General features: G+C 45.2%; 15 protein-coding genes. 10 read left to right on the top strand and 5 right to left on the bottom strand.

The window, feature by feature from the left end; genetic code table 11:
- Positions 1-132: 132 nt before the first annotated feature.
- From G6R11_RS04655 to G6R11_RS04645, 3 genes are read right to left on the bottom strand one after another with little or no spacing between them, the layout of a single operon-like run.
- On the bottom strand, positions 133-1,140 hold the full coding sequence (locus G6R11_RS04655) for an Ldh family oxidoreductase (RefSeq protein ID WP_163131930.1): 1,008 nt from the start codon (positions 1,138-1,140) through the stop codon (positions 133-135).
- A gap of 14 nt (positions 1,141-1,154) precedes the next feature.
- A complete protein-coding gene (locus G6R11_RS04650) occupies positions 1,155-2,171 on the bottom strand; it encodes a zinc-binding alcohol dehydrogenase family protein (protein WP_163131929.1) in 1,017 nt (338 codons plus the stop codon).
- Positions 2,172-2,180: 9 nt separating this feature from the next.
- Positions 2,181-3,653, bottom strand: coding sequence for a mannitol dehydrogenase family protein (locus G6R11_RS04645; RefSeq protein WP_163131928.1), 1,473 nt, complete (start codon positions 3,651-3,653; stop codon positions 2,181-2,183).
- A 342-nt stretch (positions 3,654-3,995) separates the two neighbouring features.
- Between G6R11_RS04645 and G6R11_RS04640 the strand changes: the two genes are divergently transcribed.
- The 4 genes from G6R11_RS04640 (at position 3,996) to G6R11_RS04625 (ending at position 8,521) form a co-directional block, all read left to right on the top strand.
- Positions 3,996-4,925: a sugar kinase gene (locus tag G6R11_RS04640; RefSeq protein WP_163131927.1), complete on the top strand. Its 930-nt coding sequence runs from the start codon at positions 3,996-3,998 to the stop codon at positions 4,923-4,925.
- A gap of 28 nt (positions 4,926-4,953) precedes the next feature.
- Positions 4,954-5,583, top strand: coding sequence for a bifunctional 4-hydroxy-2-oxoglutarate aldolase/2-dehydro-3-deoxy-phosphogluconate aldolase (locus tag G6R11_RS04635; protein WP_163131926.1), 630 nt, complete (start codon positions 4,954-4,956; stop codon positions 5,581-5,583).
- A gap of 10 nt (positions 5,584-5,593) precedes the next feature.
- Positions 5,594-6,685 carry a mandelate racemase/muconate lactonizing enzyme family protein gene (locus tag G6R11_RS04630; protein ID WP_163131925.1) on the top strand — a complete coding sequence of 364 codons (1,092 nt, stop codon included), beginning with the start codon at positions 5,594-5,596 and terminating at the stop codon, positions 6,683-6,685.
- Between the two features lie 219 nt (positions 6,686-6,904).
- Positions 6,905-8,521 (top strand): MFS transporter, encoded by a 1,617-nt coding sequence (locus G6R11_RS04625; RefSeq protein WP_163131924.1) that lies wholly within the window; start codon positions 6,905-6,907, stop codon positions 8,519-8,521.
- Positions 8,522-8,587: 66 nt separating this feature from the next.
- On the opposite strand, the gene G6R11_RS04620 is transcribed toward G6R11_RS04625, so the two are convergent.
- Positions 8,588-9,367, bottom strand: coding sequence for an FCD domain-containing protein (locus G6R11_RS04620; RefSeq protein WP_163131923.1), 780 nt, complete (start codon positions 9,365-9,367; stop codon positions 8,588-8,590).
- 342 nt (positions 9,368-9,709) lie between these two features.
- Here G6R11_RS04620 and aldA point away from each other — a divergent pair, with 342 nt between their 5' ends.
- Both aldA and G6R11_RS04610 read left to right on the top strand, forming a co-directional pair.
- A complete protein-coding gene (gene aldA, locus G6R11_RS04615; RefSeq protein WP_163131922.1) occupies positions 9,710-11,158 on the top strand; it encodes an aldehyde dehydrogenase in 1,449 nt (482 codons plus the stop codon).
- 240 nt (positions 11,159-11,398) lie between these two features.
- Positions 11,399-12,760 carry an RICIN domain-containing protein gene (locus G6R11_RS04610; RefSeq protein WP_163131921.1) on the top strand — a complete coding sequence of 454 codons (1,362 nt, stop codon included), beginning with the start codon at positions 11,399-11,401 and terminating at the stop codon, positions 12,758-12,760.
- Positions 12,761-12,847: 87 nt separating this feature from the next.
- Here G6R11_RS04610 and G6R11_RS04605 read toward each other — a convergent pair whose 3' ends face one another.
- On the bottom strand, positions 12,848-13,837 hold the full coding sequence (locus G6R11_RS04605; protein WP_163131920.1) for a LacI family DNA-binding transcriptional regulator: 990 nt from the start codon (positions 13,835-13,837) through the stop codon (positions 12,848-12,850).
- Between the two features lie 357 nt (positions 13,838-14,194).
- Between G6R11_RS04605 and G6R11_RS04600 the strand changes: the two genes are divergently transcribed.
- Genes G6R11_RS04600 through G6R11_RS04585 form a run of 4 tightly spaced genes read left to right on the top strand, consistent with a single transcriptional unit; the run spans position 14,195 to position 18,949 of the window.
- A complete protein-coding gene (locus G6R11_RS04600) occupies positions 14,195-15,247 on the top strand; it encodes a sugar phosphate isomerase/epimerase (RefSeq protein ID WP_163131919.1) in 1,053 nt (350 codons plus the stop codon).
- A 9-nt stretch (positions 15,248-15,256) separates the two neighbouring features.
- Entirely contained in the window at positions 15,257-16,426 is a 1,170-nt protein-coding gene (locus tag G6R11_RS04595) for a Gfo/Idh/MocA family protein (RefSeq protein ID WP_163131918.1), read from the top strand.
- Entirely contained in the window at positions 16,413-17,948 is a 1,536-nt protein-coding gene (locus tag G6R11_RS04590) for a sugar ABC transporter ATP-binding protein (protein WP_163131917.1), read from the top strand. The genes G6R11_RS04595 and G6R11_RS04590 overlap by 14 nt, the downstream gene beginning before the upstream one ends.
- Positions 17,945-18,949, top strand: a complete 1,005-nt coding sequence (locus tag G6R11_RS04585; protein ID WP_240352402.1) for an ABC transporter permease — start codon at positions 17,945-17,947, stop codon at positions 18,947-18,949. Before G6R11_RS04590 ends, G6R11_RS04585 begins: the two co-directional genes overlap by 4 nt.
- The last annotated feature ends 30 nt before the right edge of the window (positions 18,950-18,979 follow it).

The raw sequence follows: 18,979 nt of genomic DNA, 5'->3' as shown, positions 1-18,979 counted from the left end.
GGCGCCGTAACTAAGGGGACTAGTCACAGTCAAAAAGAGGAGAAACCTAGATGCCCGCGGAACCATTGCAGGAGAGCACCTAGGCTAGTAGCAACACAGAGCGACACCATATTGCTACCTTTTTTAAAACACTTAACTCACTAGGTAGTCGTAAACACCTTGCGCCACTGGAATGCCATTAAGGTCGCACTCTGCTCGATAAGCCACTTGAAGGTCATTTGGCGCAAGCACTTTATCAACACCCGGTACCGGTGGAACTTCGTGTAGTTCTTTCACCATTGCAGCCATCATTACTGCAAACATGGGATTACCCAACTTCTTCGGGTCAATCACTATCACTAAGCTTGCTAGCTTGCGCATTTTTTCGTAATCACCGTACATTTTTACGATATGGTTACCAAAGTTAGCGCCCATCAACATGCCGGTTAAAGCATCAATCGCTAGTGCAATTCCCGAACCTTTATGCCCACCAAACGGCAGCAAGTTAGCCACTTTATGCGGATCAGTCGTTTCATTGCCCTCTGCATCAATCGCTAAACCTTTACCAATCGACTGACCTGTTTCTTTAGCATGCAGCAACTTACCGTAAGCTGTTGCACTGGTTGCCATGTCGATGATCATAGGAGTAGAACCTTCAACTGGGAAGCCAAAGGCAATTGGGTTGGTTCCCAAAAACTTTGCAGCGCCGCCATGCGGGGCAACACAAGTGTCTGTTTGAGTCATACCAATGGCAATCATACCCGCATTTGTGGCTTGCTCCATAAAGTATGATAGCGCCCCACAATGCGAAGTATTCTTGACACTTACAAAACCTAAGCCGGTATCAGAAGCTAGGTTTATGCCGTGTTTGGTAGCAGCAATTAGCGCGGAATGCCCCATGCCATCATCTGAGTCCAACACCGCCACTGATGGTGATACTTGCTCTACTGAAAAAGTTGCTTTGGCATTCAGGCCGCCTTTAGCAAGACGCTCACAATAGTGCTCTACTCGCATTACGCCGTGAGAATGAACCCCAGTCGCGTCTGCATGAATCAATACTTCGGTTACTTCGTTGGCGGTCGCTTCATCTAGGCCAGCGGCAATTAATTTGTTTAGCGCAAGTGCTTTTAACTCGGCTTCTTTTACGTGTACTGTTGTCATATTTACCTGCGCGACTAAAAGTTGATTACGCCCTTAATAAGCGTTTTGTTGTTTACTACATCTTGTTGGTATGAAAGACCAACGGTGTCAAAATCGTAATCATGGTTTTTCATGATGTTTTCGTCGATTTCGCCTTTGCTCATCAACTCGATCACTCGCTCAAAATCTTCACGAGTTGCATTACGACTGCTTAATAAGGTGGTTTCTTTTTTATGGAATGTTGGGTCGTCTAGCACCAGGTCACCGATGTACAAACCGATGAATACAATCTTGCCGCCATGGCGAATTAGCTCAACGCTGCGGCTCATAGAGCCTTTGTTCCCAGTGGCGTCTAGTAAGGTGCATGCCAAGTTGCCGCCAAAGGCTGCTTTTAGGTCATCAACATAGCTTTCCGCAAGAGGGTTTAAGGTTTTAATGCCTAAGGCTTTTTCTACATGAGCACGGCGCTCATCACTTACGTCGGCTACGACCACTTCTGCACCATTTGCCTTTGCAATGGCAGCTGCTGCTAAACCAATTGGGCCAGCGCCTACTTGTAATACACGTTGGCCAGCTTTAACCTCGGCGCGGCGAACTGCATGCGCACTAATCGCAAAACACTCAATCAACGCGCCTTGGCTATCACTTACGGTTTCAGGCAATTTTACTAAGTTGCTTTCTAATACACTTAGATACTCGGTAAAGCCGCCATCTTGGTGAACACCATAAAGAGAGACATTTTCACAGCAGTTGGTTTTCCCTTCCTGACAAGCAGAACAAACACCACAGGGAATACAAGGAATCACCGAGAAACGTTCGCCTACTTTAGCAGTGCCACACTCACTGCCTACGGCTTCAACTACACCACTAATTTCGTGGCCAAGTACTCGCGGATAGCTAAAAAATGGCTGGCGACCAGCAAAAGCGTGAATGTCGGTGCCACAGATCCCTACTGCTTTTACCTTAAGTAATACTTCGTTTTCAGCAAATGAAGGCTTCTCACGTTCCACATATTCAATCGAGAAAGGTTCGTTACAAACTAATGTTTTCATTATTATTTCCTAATTCACTGCAATCGAGTCAATCACAGACTCAATGCCATATTCTTCAATAGATACAAACGCAGATAGCACCTGCTGGCTAAACTTGTCGTTATCATTACCTAATGTTCCAAAAATTTTGTTAATTGAAAGCAACAGCTTGGCTTGAGCAAGCGGCTCTGCATTGCCTTCAACTATCTGTTTAAATTGCTCTGCTAAGGGGTCAACAATTTGCTCGCCCTGTTTCACCGCACGAATCACCGAGTGCATCCAGCCGGCAATAAGAACCGGTAAACAAGTCACTTTTAAACCTGCTTTTTGCAGATGAAGCAGTGGATCTACAGCACGCTGAGGAAGCTTTTGCGAGCCGTCCATCGCAATTTGAGCGGTCTTATGTTTAACGTTGGCGTTGCTAAAGCGAGCTATCAGTAAGTTGGCGTACTCAGGCAAGTCAACATTAAGGCTAGGGCTTAAAGATTTAGCTTGCTCTTGCGTCATAAGCTTTAGGGTTGCGGCTTTAAACGTAGGGTCTTGCATGCACTGATAGATATATTCGTAACCAGCCAGCGCACCGTTATAAGCCAAGAAAGAGTGGCTACCATTTAGCATGCGCAACTTCATTTCTTCATAGGGCAGTACGTCGGCAACAAACATAGCACCAGCTAAATCCCAGTCTGGACGACCAGCGACAAAGTTGTCTTCGATTACCCACTGCCGAAAGTCTTCACAAACCACGCCGCATGGGTCGGCATAACCAACCTCTGCCTCAATGGCTGCAAATGCTTCTTGGGTCATAGCAGGACAAATGCGGTCAACCATAGTGCTAGGGAAGCTAACGTTTTGCTTAATCCAAGCAGCTAGCTCTTTATCTAACTTAGCTGCGTAAGCCAGTAGTGCATTTTTAGTAAGGTGGCCGTTCTCGGGAATATTGTCACAAGACAATACGCTAATAGCAGCTAGGCCGTTATCACGACGAACTCGCAAGGCCTCGGTAATTAATCCTAAGGCTGATTGCGGCTGCTGAGGGTTAGCTAAATCATGTTGAATCAACGCATTGGCTTCATCTAATTGACCAGATTGAGGATCAACACAGTAGCCTTTTTCTGTAATAGTTAAGGAAACAATCGCCACCTGCGGCTCTGCTATTTTGGCAATGGCAGCAGCAATACCGGTAGCAGGGGTATGAATGGCTTCACTAACAGTGCGCACTAAGCGAGAAGTGGTGGTGTCTTTAGACTTTTCAACCACCGAAAACAAGCAGTCTTGGTTTACCAAATTGGCAATCAGATCTTCGCTGCCAAACATGTTTACTTCACAAATACCCCACAACTCGCCAGAAGCTTGGTTGGTTAAATCGTTATATACGGCTTGATGACCACGGTGAAATGCGCCAAACCCAATGTGAACAATTTTAGTGCTTAACTGTTCCCTGTCGTACTTTGTTACTTCGTTAAACCGATCTTTAATCTGGCTTATTTGATTACCTACTGCCATTCATCCATCCAATTGTTCAACCAATACGGCATTTATACCGACAAACCGGTTCGATAGCCGTGATTACAATCACAAAATGGTAAACCAATTAAGCGTAAATGGCTAACAAGAATACAATAAACAATAGTCCAATACTGACTTAGATCAATAAAAAACCGTGTTAGAATTACCACAAATACAATAAAAACATACACTTAAGCAAAGAAAACACAAGCTAAAATCTATTTATTGCAGAAACAAGCTGAAAATCCATTTTGGTTGACCAAAATAAATTCATCCCATACCATCAACTTTATTAAAGGGATTAACCCTTCTTATTAATGCAATCAAATAGGACAGGTCATGTTTAGCGAGATATTAAGTTTTGGCGAACCGATGTATGAATTCAGTCAAATAAAGCAGTCTAAAGCCATGGAGCCAGATTTTTTAAGTGGCTTTGGTGGCGACGTTTCTAACTTCGCCATTGCAGCCGCACGCCAAGGTGCAAACGTAGGCATGATCACCCACCTAGGCGATGACGAATTTGGTGAGCAATTTAGAGCACTTTGGCAGCAAGAGTCGGTAGCCAGTGATTTGGTGCTGAGTAATAGCAATGCCCACACTGGTGTTTATTTTATTACTCATAACGAACAAGGCCATCATTTCTCTTTCTTAAGAAAGGGCTCTGCAGCTAGCCTGATTAGTAAGCAGCAACTTCCGGTTGAAGCCATTGCTAACGCTAAGTTACTTCACACCACAGCGATCACTCAGGCAATTAGCGACTCTAGCTGTGACGCGGTATTTGCAGCAATAGATCTGGCCCGAGAAACCGATACCTTAGTGTCTTACGATACCAATCTACGCTTGAAGCTTTGGTCACTTAATCGCGCTAAAGCGATCATCAACGAAACCATTAGCCAGGTAGACATTTGCTTCCCTAGCATTGATGAAGCACAGCTGCTCACTGGCCTAAAACATGCGGATGAAATCATCGATCACTACTTAAGGCTTGGTGCAAAAATAGTGGTGTTAAAGCAAGGTTCTGAAGGCGCAACAGTAGCAAACCACAATGAGCGTTTCAGTATTAAACCACATAAAGTCACCGCGGTAGACGCAACAGCCGCGGGAGACTCATTTGCCGGTTCTTTCTGTACCCATTATGTACGTGGAGCTGAACTACAAGAATGTCTTAAATACGCGAATGCTACGGCTTCTATCACCATTACTGGTTATGGCGCAGTGGCGCCGCTACCTACCCTTGCTCAAGTAGAGCAACGTATCGGCCTTAGTTAATCTTACTTTTAATATTACGGACAAACACATGGAAAATTTAAACTCTCTGCTTAAGCAATTTAAAGTGATTCCGGTTATTGCTATCGATAAAGCCAGCGACATCGTGCCGCTGGGCGAACAGCTAAGCAAAAATGGCTTACCGGTAGCCGAAATCACCTTTCGCTCAGACGCTGCAGCTGAAGCAATTCGAATACTTCGCCAAGCCCAACCAGAGATGCTAATTGGTGCAGGCACTATCTTAAACGAACAACAAGTAATAGCTGCTAAAGAAGCCGGTGCTAGCTTTATTGTGTCGCCAGGACTAAATCCAAATACGGTAAAAGCCTGTCAGAAGCACAACATTGCGATTATTCCTGGGGTAAACAACCCTTCTACTGTTGAGCAGGCTTTAGAGTTAGGTTTAGATACCGTTAAGTTCTTCCCAGCCGAAGCATCGGGCGGCATTGCCATGCTTAAGTCTTTACTTGGTCCATATACCAACATTCAAGTAATGCCTACTGGTGGCATCAATCAAAACAATATCGAAAAATATTTAGCCTTACCTGGCGTTTTAGCCTGTGGTGGTACTTGGATGGTAGATAAATCACTAATCAATAAAGGTGAATGGGATACCATTGGTCAATTAGTGAAAGACATTGTGGCGCAGCTTGCCGAGTAAGAGAACAAACATGAATACAGCAATTAAATCAGTTACGGCGCGTTTATTTAAAATCCCTTTAGCGGAGATTTTATCAGACGCCAAACACGGCGATCACGACCACTTTGAATTAGTGACCACCACCATTACTTTAGAAGACGGCAGTGAAGGTACCGGTTATACCTATACAGGCGGTAAAGGTGGCTATGCCATTAAAGCAATGGTTGAGCACGACTTAGCGCCTGCTCTTATCGGTAAAGATGCCAGCCAAATCGACGAAATTTACGACTTTATGGAGTGGCATATTCACTATGTAGGTCGTGGCGGCATTGCCTCGTTTGCGATTTCTTCGGTAGATATTGCCCTTTGGGATCTAAAAGGTAAGCGTTTAAATCAACCTTTATGGGAAATGGCTGGCGGCGGAGACTCTAGCTGTAAAGCATACTGTGGCGGCATCGATTTACAGTTCACCACCGAAAAGCTGCTCGCTAACATCCAAGGCTACTTAGATAAAGGCTATAACGCAGTAAAAATCAAAATTGGTCGCCAAGATGCCAATGAGGATATCGCGCGCATTAAAGCTGTTCGCGAGCTAATTGGTAAAGACGTTACATTTATGATCGATGCCAATTACTCATTAAGTGTTGAGCAAGCTATCGCCCTATCTAAAGCGGTTGAGCAATACGATATTACCTGGTTTGAAGAGCCCACAATTCCAGATGACTACCTCGGCTACGGAAAGATTGCCGACGCCACTTCTATTCCTTTAGCAATGGGTGAAAACCTACATACCATTCATGAGTTTGAGTACGCTTTTGAACGCGCAAAACTGTCTTTTGTGCAGCCCGATGCGTCTAACTGTGGCGGTATTACGGGTTGGCTTAAGGCAGCTAGATTGGCAGACCAACATGGCATTCCTGCCTGTTCTCATGGTATGCAAGAGCTGCATGTAAGCTTAGTTTCTTCTCAGCCTAACTCAGGTTGGTTAGAAGTACATAGCTTCCCTATTGATGAATACACTAAGCGCCCATTGGTGGTTAAAAATCACCGAGCAGTAGCGCCTGATAATCCAGGTGTAGGTGTAGAATTTGACTGGGAAAAAATAAAGCCTTTCGAAGTATAGAAGTAACTCTTAGCCAAAACACCGCACTATCGCGGTGTTTTTTTTGCATTAAAAACTCAGCTAGCTTGCATTTGCTACCTAACTACAAAAAAATCAATAAAACTCAATATTTGTTAACCTTTAGAAAATAAAGATCAACCAATATCGATCTTGATCGACAAATTGGTTATCCAGACATGCTTAAATAGCAGGCGAAAATAACCTTCTAGAGGAACAAAGATGGACATAAAAACATGGAATGCTTACAAGTATGCGTTAATTGTGGCTATTGGTGGCTTTGTATTTGGCTTAGATGCAGCAATAATCTCCGGTACAGTGCGATTTATAGCAGCAGAATTTTCACTTAGTGATCTACAAATTGGCACCGTAGTTGGTGCGCCAAGCTTAGGCGCAATTCTAGCGTTATTAGTGGCGGGGAAAACAGCAGATGCCTTAGGCCGTAAAAACACCCTGATTATTGTTGCCAGCCTATATGTATTCTCGGCACTATTATCTGCATTATCGACGAGCTTTATGATGCTAACCATTGCTCGCTTCATTGGAGGCCTAGCTTTTAGTTCTTTGTCTTTAGCGTCGATGTATATCGGTGAAATAGCGCCCGCTAAACAACGTGGCAAGTTGGTATCGGCCAATCAATTCAACATAGTCATCGGTTTGTTGGCAGCTTACTTCATCAACTATTACCTAGTGCTACAAGTCACTGAAGGCTCGTTGTTGTTTTCGCCGGACACTATCTGGCGCACCATGTTAGCCTCAGAGCTTATTCCCGCAGTATTATGGGTGATATTGCTATGCCGAGTGCCAGAGTCTCCCCGTTGGTTATTGATGAAGAATAAGCAACATCAAGCCCAGCAAGTACTGCGTAAACTGTTACCCGAGCAACGCGCGGAAGAAGTACAAATAGAAATAGAGCAACACCTCAAAGAGCATAAAAATGCCGGCAGCATAACCAGCCAACTTAAACTGCTGTTTTCCTCACCGATGAAAACCATTTTTGCCATTGGCTTTTTAATGGCGGTTGTACAGGGCATAACGGGTATGAACGCAATTTTGTTCTACGCCCCTACAGTATTTGAGCAGATCGGTTTTGGCTTGAATGCCTCTTTTCAACAGGCCATTTATATTGGTATCACCAGTGTGGTGTTCACGGTACTGGCAGTATTCTTTATTGATAAGGTGGGAAGAAAGCCGCTACTTATTTTAGGGCTTATGGCCGTGGTATTAAGCCATGCAACCTGTTGGTATGGCTTTAACAATGCCAGCTACAGTATTAACCAACAGACTATTGAAAAACTAGAAGACGTCATTGACACAACCCCACTTAAGGCTCAGCTAAACAGCCAATACGCCGACGATGTAAGCTTTAAAGAAATGCTAGCGAGTAACTATGATGCCGATACGCTAAGGCTAAATGAAGGCCATATTATTGAAGCCTCCATCAGCGTAAACCCGCTCGTCATATTAATAGGAATACTAGCCTTTATTGCCGCTTTCCATATATCTATTGGACCCATTATGTGGGTGCTGTTTTCCGAAATTTTTCCAAACTCGGTGCGCAGTGTAGCTATTCCTATGTTTGCCTTGGTAACCAGTATAGCTAGCTATCTGATTCAACAGTTTTTCCCATGGCAACTGGCGAACTTAGGGGCGGCAAATACCTTCTTAATGTACTCTGTGTTTGGCTTAATAGGGCTGCTACTACTGTGGCCAATATTGCCAGAGACCAAAAATAAAACCATTGAAGAGATAGAAGATAGCTTAGTGGGTAAAGCGAACAGCAAGACTAAAGCTGAAGCTACCGATTCAGGGATTGAAGGCAATGCACCTAACGCTTAGCAATTAACAGCTAATAAAAAAGCCGCTAAATACAGGTTTAGCGGCTTTCTAATAATGACTTAATGCTTAATGGCTTTCGGTAAAGTTACTGTCAAATTCCATGGCAAAGAAGTAGTCGTCTAAGTCAGTATCGTTATTATCGGAGCTAGCAATTTTTAACAGCTCTTGCTTACTATTTTCAATGTGCTGCCACACCGCTTGCTTAGCATCTTCTGGAGAGCGTTTTTGCAGGGCTAATAAAATACGTTTGTGGTCATTAATCCACATAGACTGTAAACGCTCTTCATGCAGAAACTGGTGGTTAAGTTCATTCCACAGCGGGTTAGTGGTACGCACTGTACTCCACATATCAACCGCCTGGTTAATCAATACACGGTTTTGCGTCGATTCAGCAATCAAGCTGTGAAATTGCTGATCTAGCGATTCAAATTTTTCACTGTCACCGTTTATTTCACTTTCTTGCAGCTGCAGTACTTTTTTAAGTTCTCGCAGCTCGTTAAATTTAATTTGCGTTGCGGCAAAGCCAGCAATACTACTTTCAATAATTTGGCGCGCCTGTAATAGCTCAAACGGCCCAACATCACTCTTAGGCAAAATGGTGCGTTTGTTAACTTTTTCAGGAGAATCAATGAAGTAAATTCCTGCGCCCTGGCGAACAACTACCAAGCCTTTCAATTCCAACATGATGACGGCTTCACGGATGGTAGCTCGGCTAGTTTCAAATCGCTCGCTTAGCTCTCGCTCTGATGGCAGTCGTTCTCCGGCTTTAAATACGCCAGAAAACAACAACTCCTCGATTTGCACGCCAATATCATAGTAGCGTCGCTTGGTATCCATCTTAGCCATAATGTCATTCAACCTTTGGGGAAATGTAGAAACTATCTAACTTTTGGTAAATCAATTCAAGTAAGTTCTAGACCGAAACCAGAATAGTACCGCCTTTTAAGCCTTATCGGTAGTCAACCATAACTACTGATGTCTCATTTTGATCTAAATTGTAGGACTAATAGAATTTTACAATATAAATATATGAAATTTAGTAAATATTTATTTACTACCTTGATTTCCCTCGTCAGCAATAGCAAGTTGTGAGCCTTATCACTTTAATGGTTAACCTTTATATCGTAGAATGCACAAATTGGTTTACCAAAATAGTTAAATATCCACTGGGAATCTAAAGGAAGTTAGATGAGCACTGTTACTCACAAAATGTTTATCAATGGTGAATGGTTGGAATCTTCAACCGGCAATACCATTGAAGTTGTTAATCCAAGTAACGAAAAGCTGGTTGGCTACGCCCCTCAAGCCAGCCGTGAAGAAGCCGCTGCGGCCCTGCACTCATCAGAATTAGCTCAAAAAGACTGGGCCAAACTGCCTGCGCAAAAGCGCGCTGAATTAGTTGCTGCACTTGCCGACGAGTTAGAAGAAAATACCGAACGCTACGCAGAAATGATTACCCAAGAACAAGGTAAATTGCTCAGCGATGCCCGTGGCGAAGTTGCTGGTTCTGTAGGTTTTTTGCGCTATGCCGCCGAGTCGGCTCGTCGCATAGAGGGCGAAATAGTCACCAGCGAAAATCAAGACGAACAAATTTGGGTTCAACGCGTTCCTTTTGGTGTAACTGTAGGCCTATTGGCGTGGAACTACCCCCTAGCCTTAGCCGCTCGTAAGTTAGGTAATGCCTTAGTTACCGGTAATACCATGGTGATAATGCCACCAGCAGATACACCATTAACGGTTCTAGAGTTCTCTAAGCTAATTGCCAAAGTTGGCTTCCCAAAAGGGGTAGTAAACATTGTCTCAGGTCTAGGCGGCGAAGTGGGTGATGAGCTCGTTCGCAACCCAATAACCAAGTTGGTTACTCTCACCGGCAGCTCAGAAGTAGGTTCGATTTTATACCGCTCTGCATCAGAGAACATTACAGCGCTAAACCTAGAGCTTGGCGGCAAAGCACCCTTTATTGTGTTAGACGATGCCAACATCGACGAAGTGGTAGAAATCGCTGTTAACTCAGGCTTTGGCAACTGTGGCCAAATTTGTACTTCTAACGAGCGTATGTATATCCACAAAACGATTTACGCAGAGTTCATGGATAAGTTTATTGCCAAAGTTAAGCAGTTAAAAGTGGGTGACCCAATGCTAGCTAGCACTAACGTTGGCCCCAAAGTAAATGCTCGCGAAGTAGAAAAACTGCTTGAAATGATCAACAAAGCCAAGGCCGAAGGCGCAACCATCGCTTGTGGTGGCGGTAAACCTAGTGGTGAAGAGTTTGCCAATGGTTATTGGTTTGAACCTACCGTGGTTACCGATGTAAACAACCAAATGGACATCATGAAGCAAGAGGTATTTGGCCCTGTTGTAGCAGCAATGCCAATTGATAGCCTAGAGCAAGCATTACAGTACGCCAACGACATTGATTTAGGCTTGTCAGGCTATGTATATACCAACGACATGCGCAAGATTATGCAAGTTGTAAACGAATTGGAAGTCGGCGAAATCTACGTTAACCGGCCCAATGGAGAACTATTAAATGGTTTCCATACAGGCTTTAAACGCAGTGGTATCGGCGGCGAAGACGGCAAACACGGATTGGAGGGCTACTTGCAGAAAAAAACCATTTACCTGAACTACCAGTAATCTTTTTTATTCCTTTTGACAATTGTTAGCACTTTGCCTTGGTAGTAATACCAAGGCCTTTTTTTATCTCTTCCTTACTGAGACCCTGCTCACTATAAATCACGCCACAAGCCAAAAAACCGCTAAGCTGATCACAAGACCCACAACAGGTTAACAACACCAACAAATTGATCGACCAGATCTCATAAATAGGTTAATAAGTGTGCGATATTTGTTATCACACTAAACAGGGAGATAACAATGAAAGGATTCACTAAGCACCCACTACTATTAGCCTGCAGTTTAGGTTTATCACTCAGTACATACGCAGCAGACTGGGATAATATCCCAATTCCAGCCGAGCTGGACGCTGGACAAAGCTGGGAATTACAAGATAGTTATTCCGACTCTTTTAACTATTCTGGCAAGCCAAGCTCCTTTACCAGCAAATGGAAAGACGCTTACTTTCACAACTGGACAGGCCCAGGCCTCACATACTGGTCAAGCGATGAATCGTGGGTAGGTGACGGTAATCTGATTATTAGCGCATCTCGCCGCCAAGGTACTAACCAAGTTAATGCTGGGGTTGTTACTTCTAAAACAAAAGTAAAATACCCGATATTCTTAGAAGCCAATATTAAAGTTAGTAACTTAGAGCTATCTTCTAACTTTTGGCTTTTAAGTGAAAATGACCAACGTGAAATAGATGTGTTGGAAGTGTATGGCGGTGCTCGCCAAGACTGGTTTGCCAAAAACATGTCTACCAACTTCCACGTATTTTTCCGCAATAACGACAACTCCATTAGCAGTGATTTTAACGACCAAACCCACTTTACCCCTACTTGGGGCAATTATTGGCGTGAAGGTTTCCACCGATTCGGCGTTTATTGGAAAAGCCCTACAGAAGTAACCTTCTACATTGATGGCCAAAAAACCACTAAAGGCGCGTGGAGCCAAGTGGTAATGAAAGATAAAGACTATACCGGGGCAATATTAGATAAAAGCCGTTACAACATGGATCAAGAGATGTTCATTATTCTTGATACAGAGGATCACTCTTGGCGCTCAGAAGCTGGCCATATTGCCACCGATGCAGACCTAGCGGATGGCGATAAGAACAAGATGTACGTGGACTGGATCCGTGTTTACAAACCTACAGGTGGTAGCACCACCCCACCAACCGGCGACATTACCCCACCAAGTGGCTATACCAACCTTCAAGCTGCACACTCTAACTTATGCATAGATGTGAAAAGCGGCGCAGTATGGAACGGTAGCACCTATCAACAATGGTCATGCAACACCGGTAATAACAACCAACGCTTCCAGTTTACCGCTCTGGGTAATAACGAATACAGCATTAGTGCAAATGTTAGCCAACTATGTATGGAACTGGCTTCTGGCAGCTCAGCAGACGGAGCTAAAGTTCAACAATGGGTTTGTAACCACGCCAATACGAGCCAAGTATGGAGCCCCATAGATAAAGGCAGTAGCACCTTTGAAATTCGCAATAAACAAAGCGGAAAATGTTTAGAAATAGCTAACAACTCGGGCGCTAACGGCGCAGATCTTAGACAATGGTCATGTGATGGAGGTACCAACCAACGTTTTAAATTCCAGTAGCTTTTAGCAATTCCTTTCTTTCGGCCAGTGGCTCCCTTGCCACTGGCTTTTTTTACATTCCAAATAGCTATGGCTTAATACATCAGCTTACTTACTGGGTGCACAGCAACTGGATCGCACCAATAACTGAGTTGGCACAATGGTGTCTTGGCTGGCTTTACTGCCCTGTAATATCTTCATTAGCGTATTGGCGGCGGTTTTGCCGATGTCTTCTTGCGGCTGGCGAATGGTAGTAAGTTCTGGGTTGGTATATTCGGCGAACAATAAGTCATCAAAGCCCACTATTGATAATTGCTGCGGCACCTTAATTCCTAGCTGAGTGGCCGCTTTCATCGCTCCTAGCGCCATCATGTCGTTAAAGCAAAACAAGGCTGTCATGCTGTAATGTTCATGCAAACGCATAAAGGCGCTATAACCCGACTGAAAACTAAAATCGCCATCTTCAAAGGCTGCCTCATCCAAAGGAATGTTTAACTGCTGCAGGCTGTCTTGATAGCCTGCTTTGCGGTCTACACAAATGGGGTTTTCCATGGGGCCAGTAATACAACCTATTTGGCTATGGCCAATATCTAACAAGTAATCCACTGCACGCTTGGCCGAACCTCGGTTATCAATACGCACCGTAGGAATGGGAAAGCCTGGGAAATACTCACAAGCCATCACCATGGGGATTTCTGTCCCTTGGCGAATTTCCATCGGCAGCTCTGCAGTAAGCGAAATGATCCCATCGGCTTGTTTGCTGCGTACCAAATCCATATAAACCTTGGCCTGCTCTACCGTATGAATTGAGTCCCCCAGCAACACCTTGTAGCCGTTTTGCAAGGCCACCTGCTGAATCCCACGCACAATGCTAGCGAAAAACATATTGGCGATATCGGGCACAATAATCACAATGGTTTTTGATTCGCTACGCCTTAAATTTCGTGCAATCACATTGGGAGAGAATCCCGACTCAGCCACTGCCAGCTCAACTTTCAAGCGAGTTTTTTCCGATACCTTCTCTGGGCTCATCATGGCTCGAGAAACCGTTGCGGTAGATACGCCCGCCAATTTAGCAACATCTTTAATGGTAGGCATCAACTGTCCTTAGTTTGCTCATAAGCGAGGCTAACTTTAGTTATAGCTTAGCTAAAATGTAACGGATTACATCAATTTTCATAAAGTACTTTATTTTAAATCACTTAAGAACTCAATCCAGAATTTGTACAAAAAATAAACTTTTAAATTGATCACATTTACGCAACATGCGCTAGATAAACGCAATTTTATTGTATAAGTTTTATTCAACTACTAAATAAATGCCATGCAGTGCGGCTTTATATGCCTCCAGCTTTAATTAGCGCATGGTTTTTTTATGCCACCAAATGTAATCGATTACATTTAGTGGCAACAAAGTACGACAATTTGGTTTGAACTTCGATAAAAGGATTGCCGATGAAAACCTTACAAGGACCCGCGCTGTTCCTCGCTCAGTTTGCTAGCGACGAAGCACCATTTAACTCACTAAGCTCGATTGCTGCTTGGGCTGCTAGTGTTGGTTACAAAGGGGTGCAAATGCCCAGCTGGGATAAGCGTTTATTTGATTTAGAGCGCGCCGCCGAAGACCTTAGCTACTGCCAAGAAGTGCTAGCACTGCTTAAAGATAACGGCCTAACACTTACCGAGCTATCTACCCACTTGCAAGGCCAACTGGTAGCGGTACACCCAGCCTACGACGAAATGTTTGACGGCTTTGCGCCTGAATCTGTAAGAGGCAACCCAAGCGCTCGCCAAGAATGGGCGGTAAATCAATTATTGTTAGCAGCCAAGGCCTCTAAAAATCTCGGTTTGACTGCACACGCTACCTTCTCGGGCGCGCTGCTTTGGCCGTATATGTACCCTTGGCCTCAGCGCCCACAAGGTTTAGTTGAGACCGGCTTTGCTGAATTAGCTAAACGCTGGTTACCCATTCTTGATGCCTTTGAAGCTGCAGGCGTAGATGTATGTTACGAAATTCATCCCGGAGAAGACTTACATGACGGCGTTAGTTTTGAAATGTTCTTGGATGCAGTTAACCAGCATCCGCGTTGCAATATCTTGTATGACCCTAGTCATTTTGTGTTGCAGCAGCTGGATTATTTAGACTTTATCGACCGCTACCATGCTCGCATCAAAATGTTCCATGTTAAAGACGCCGAGTTTAACCCCACGGGTCAACAAGGGGTGTATGGCGGCTACCAAAGTTGGACCGAGCGCGCTGGGCGATTCCGCTCTTTGGGCGATGGCCAAGTAGATTTTGTCGGTATTTTTTCCAAACTTGCGCAATACAACTTTAGCGGTTGGGCAGTGGTTGAGTGGGAATGCTGCCTTAAACACCCAGAAGCTGGTGCGCTAGAAGGAGCAGCCTTTGTAGAGCAACACATTATTGAAGTCACCGACAAAGCCTTTGACGACTTTGCCGATAGCGCCATCGACCAAGCTGCAAACCTTCGTATCTTGGGTTTATAGGAGAACCTCATGGATAGAATTAAACTAGGTATGGTAGGTGGTGGCAGCGGTGCGTTTATTGGTGCCATTCACCGTATTGCGGCGCGTTTGGATAACCAGTATGAGCTAGTATCGGGTGCGCTAAGTTCCGACCCAATAAAAGCTCAACAATCGGCAAACGAGCTAGGCATAGCCGCGGATCGCTGCTACTTGAGTTACCAAGATATGGCAGAAGCTGAAGCGAACCGTCCTGATGGTATTGAAGCGGTAAGCATTGTTACTCCCAACCATCTACACTTCCCTATCGCTAAAGCATTTTTGGCCGCGGGCATTCACGTAATTTGCGATAAACCAATGACTTGCTCACTGCACGAAGCCATGGAGCTGAAGGACTTAGCGAATAACAGCGGCAAGCTATTTGTGCTCACACACAACTACAGCGCCTACCCCATGGTGCGCCAAGCTCAGCAAATGGTAAGCGAAGGCTTACTGGGAAAACTACGCTTAGTGCAAGTGGAATACGCCCAAGACTGGCTCACTACTGCGGCAGAAAACACCGGCAATAAACAAGCAGAATGGCGCACCGATCCTAAACGTTCTGGCCCTGCCGGCTGCTTGGGTGATATTGGCACTCACGCATTTAATCTTGCGGCATTTATTAGTGGATTGCACTTAGAACAAGTTAGCGCCGAGCTATCCACCTTTGTTGGGGGGCGAGTGCTAGACGACAACGTTCATGCCATGCTGCGTTTTGAGCAAGGTGTTCGCGGCATGTTGTGGAGCTCGCAAGTCGCGCCCGGTAACGAAAATGGCCTGCGCATTCGCATCTACGGCAGTGACGGCGGGATTGAGTGGTCGCAAGAGCACCCTAACCAACTGCTTTATAGCCCCTTCTCTCAAGCAAGTCGCATTATTAGCCGCGCTGGTTATGGCTATAACGCTGAAGCAGAGCACTTAGTAAGAACCCCTGCCGGTCACCCGGAAGGCTATTTAGAAGGCTTTGCCAATATCTACACCGAAACCGCCAGCGCGATACGGGCTGCGCGTAATGGCTCCTCGCCTACCGACATTCTTGCCGATAGTTTGTTGCCAGGGGTGAAACAAGGTGTAGAGGGGCTGCAATTTATTAACGCCATGATCCACTCATCGCAGAACAATGGTAAGTGGACTGCTTTGGAGAACGTTCATGAGCTTGCCTGAACCTATTCTTAGCCTAGAAAAAATAAGCAAAAGCTTTTCTGGGGTTACCGTATTACACGGGATTAGCGTGCAGATACTGCCTGGCGAAGTGATGGGAATTTTGGGTGAAAATGGTGCTGGAAAATCCACCTTGCTGAAGATTATCTCGGGGATTTATCAGCGCAGTGCTGGACGGGTATTAGTCAATGGCAAGGCAGTAGAAATAAACAGCCCGGCCGACGCCAAAGTTTTGGGCATTGCAATGATTCCACAGGAATTCAATTTAATTGCCAGCCTAAGTGTTTTTGAGAATATCTTCCTAGGTCAAGAGCTTAAGAACAGTGTACTGCTAAACAAAAAAGCCATGCGCCAACGCACCCATCAACTATTGAGCTTACTGGAAACCAGCCTATCGCCCGACGCACTGATTGAATCGCTTAGCGTTGCCGAAAAGCAAATGGTGGAAATTGCTAAAGCGCTGGTCAACGATGCGCGCATTCTAATTATGGATGAACCCACCACGGTATTAACCAGCCAAGAAGTGGCGGTGCTGTTTAAGCTTATCGACAAACTTAAGGCGCAGGGCGTAACTATTTTGTTTATTTCCCACAAGCTTAAGGAAGTTAAGCAGCTATGCGACCGCTTAGTTATTTTGCGTGATGGCGAGCTCATTTCGGTGGATCAAGTAAGTGAGATTGATGAACAAGACATGGCCAGAAAAATGGTGGGGCGCGAGCTCAATCAAGTATTCCCTGCTCGCTCGCAAGTACAAAGTAAGGTGGCGCTAAAGGTAGAAAACCTCAATGTGAAAAACCTACTCAGCGATATTAGTTTTGAAGTACGCCAAGGTGAAGTACTGGGTTTTGCTGGTTTAATCGGCAGTGGCCGCACCGAAACCGCAGAAGCTATTATGGGTTTGCGTCGACGCCAAAGCGGCGATATTTTTGTTCATCAGCAAGCCGTGAACATCCACAACATTAAAGATGCAGTAAAACATGGCTTGGCCTACCTCAGCGAAGACCGCCAAGGCTGCGGGCTAACCATGAGTTTTAACCTGCCGGAAAACATTAGCCTTATTTCTCTGGGCAACTATTGCAAGGGCCTGATTAACCACGGTAAAGCCCGCCAACAAGCACAACAGTATGTGGCTAAATTTGACATTAAGGCCGCGTCTTTAGATACCGAGCTGTTGTATCTAAGCGGTGGGAATCAGCAAAAGGTGTATTTATCTAAGTGGATGGATACCCAGCCGCAAATCCTGATCCTCGACGAACCTACTCGAGGTGTAGACGTAAACACAAAAAAAGAAATCTACCACTTTGTGCAAAGCATGACAGAACAAGGTCTAGCGGTGGTGGTGATTTCCTCAGACATGGAAGAACTGATAGGGCTGGCTCACCGGGTATTGGTGATGCGCGAGGGCCAGATTCAAGGAGAGCTGCATGAGCAAGAGATCAACGAACAACAAATCATGTTTTTGGCCGCAGGTTTGCAAAGCCAGGCAGCGCCGGTATCTGCGCCGATGCAGGAGAGCCCCCAATGAGTGAGGTAGCCAAAATGAACCATAAACCGGGAAGTAATCCCTCGGCCAGTTGGCTAAACAAACTGCCGCGCTTCACCCTATCTAATTGGGCGCCATTAGTGGCCTTGCTAATTTTGGTGCTGTTATCGGCCATGGCTAGCGACCACTTTTTAATTCCAAGAAACCTCACCAATGTGCTTAGACAAGTCTCATACACCGGCATTATTGCGCTAGGTATGACCTTCGTGATTATCGCTGGCGGCATCGACTTGTCAGTAGGATCGATGGTGGCCTTGGTTGGCGTGCTGGTGATTATGCTGCTCAATTATTTAGGTGATGGTTGGATGGCCGTCACTGTATCTATCGCGGCAGCTATGGCCATGGGCGCCGCATTTGGCGCGGTAAACGGCTTACTCACCACCAAGGGCAAAATTACCGCCTTTGTCGCTACTCTCGCCACCATGTCTATTTTCCGCTCGCTCACCCTTTACATCAGTGATGCCGGTGAAATGGTATCGCAGAATAACCACTACCCCGATATTGGCGGCGGTTACTGGATGGGCATTCCCATTCCGGTTTGGCTATTTATTGGTTTAGCCTTTGTGGGCCATGTGATTTTGCGCCACACCGCCTTTGGTCGCCATGTATGTGCCGTGGGCTCTAACCCCAAAGTGGCTACCTACTCAGCGATTAACGTACAGCGGGTGTACTTCTTAACTTTTGTGATTGTAGGTTTCACCGTGGGTTTATCTGCGGTGATGCTGTCATCACGATTAAATTCGGTGAGCCCTGGCGATGCGGGCTTGTTTTACGAACTCGACGCCATTGCAGCTGTGGTAATAGGCGGCACTTCGCTGTCTGGCGGCAAAGGCACCTTATGGGGCACCGTAATCGGCGCCATCATATTAGGCATTATTAACAACATGCTGAATTTAATGGGGGTGTCCCCCTACTTACAAGGAACGGTAAAAGGCTTAGTGATTTTGATTGCAGTGCTCATGCAATTTAAACGTGACCGCTAAACCCACACCGTACATTAATACAAAGGAGAG

Source organism: Agarivorans sp. Alg241-V36, from assembly GCF_900537085.1.
Taxonomy (GTDB): Bacteria; Pseudomonadota; Gammaproteobacteria; order Enterobacterales; family Celerinatantimonadaceae; genus Agarivorans.
The sequence above is the reverse complement of the archived record's forward strand: the minus strand, read 5'-3'. Positions and strand labels throughout refer to the sequence as shown.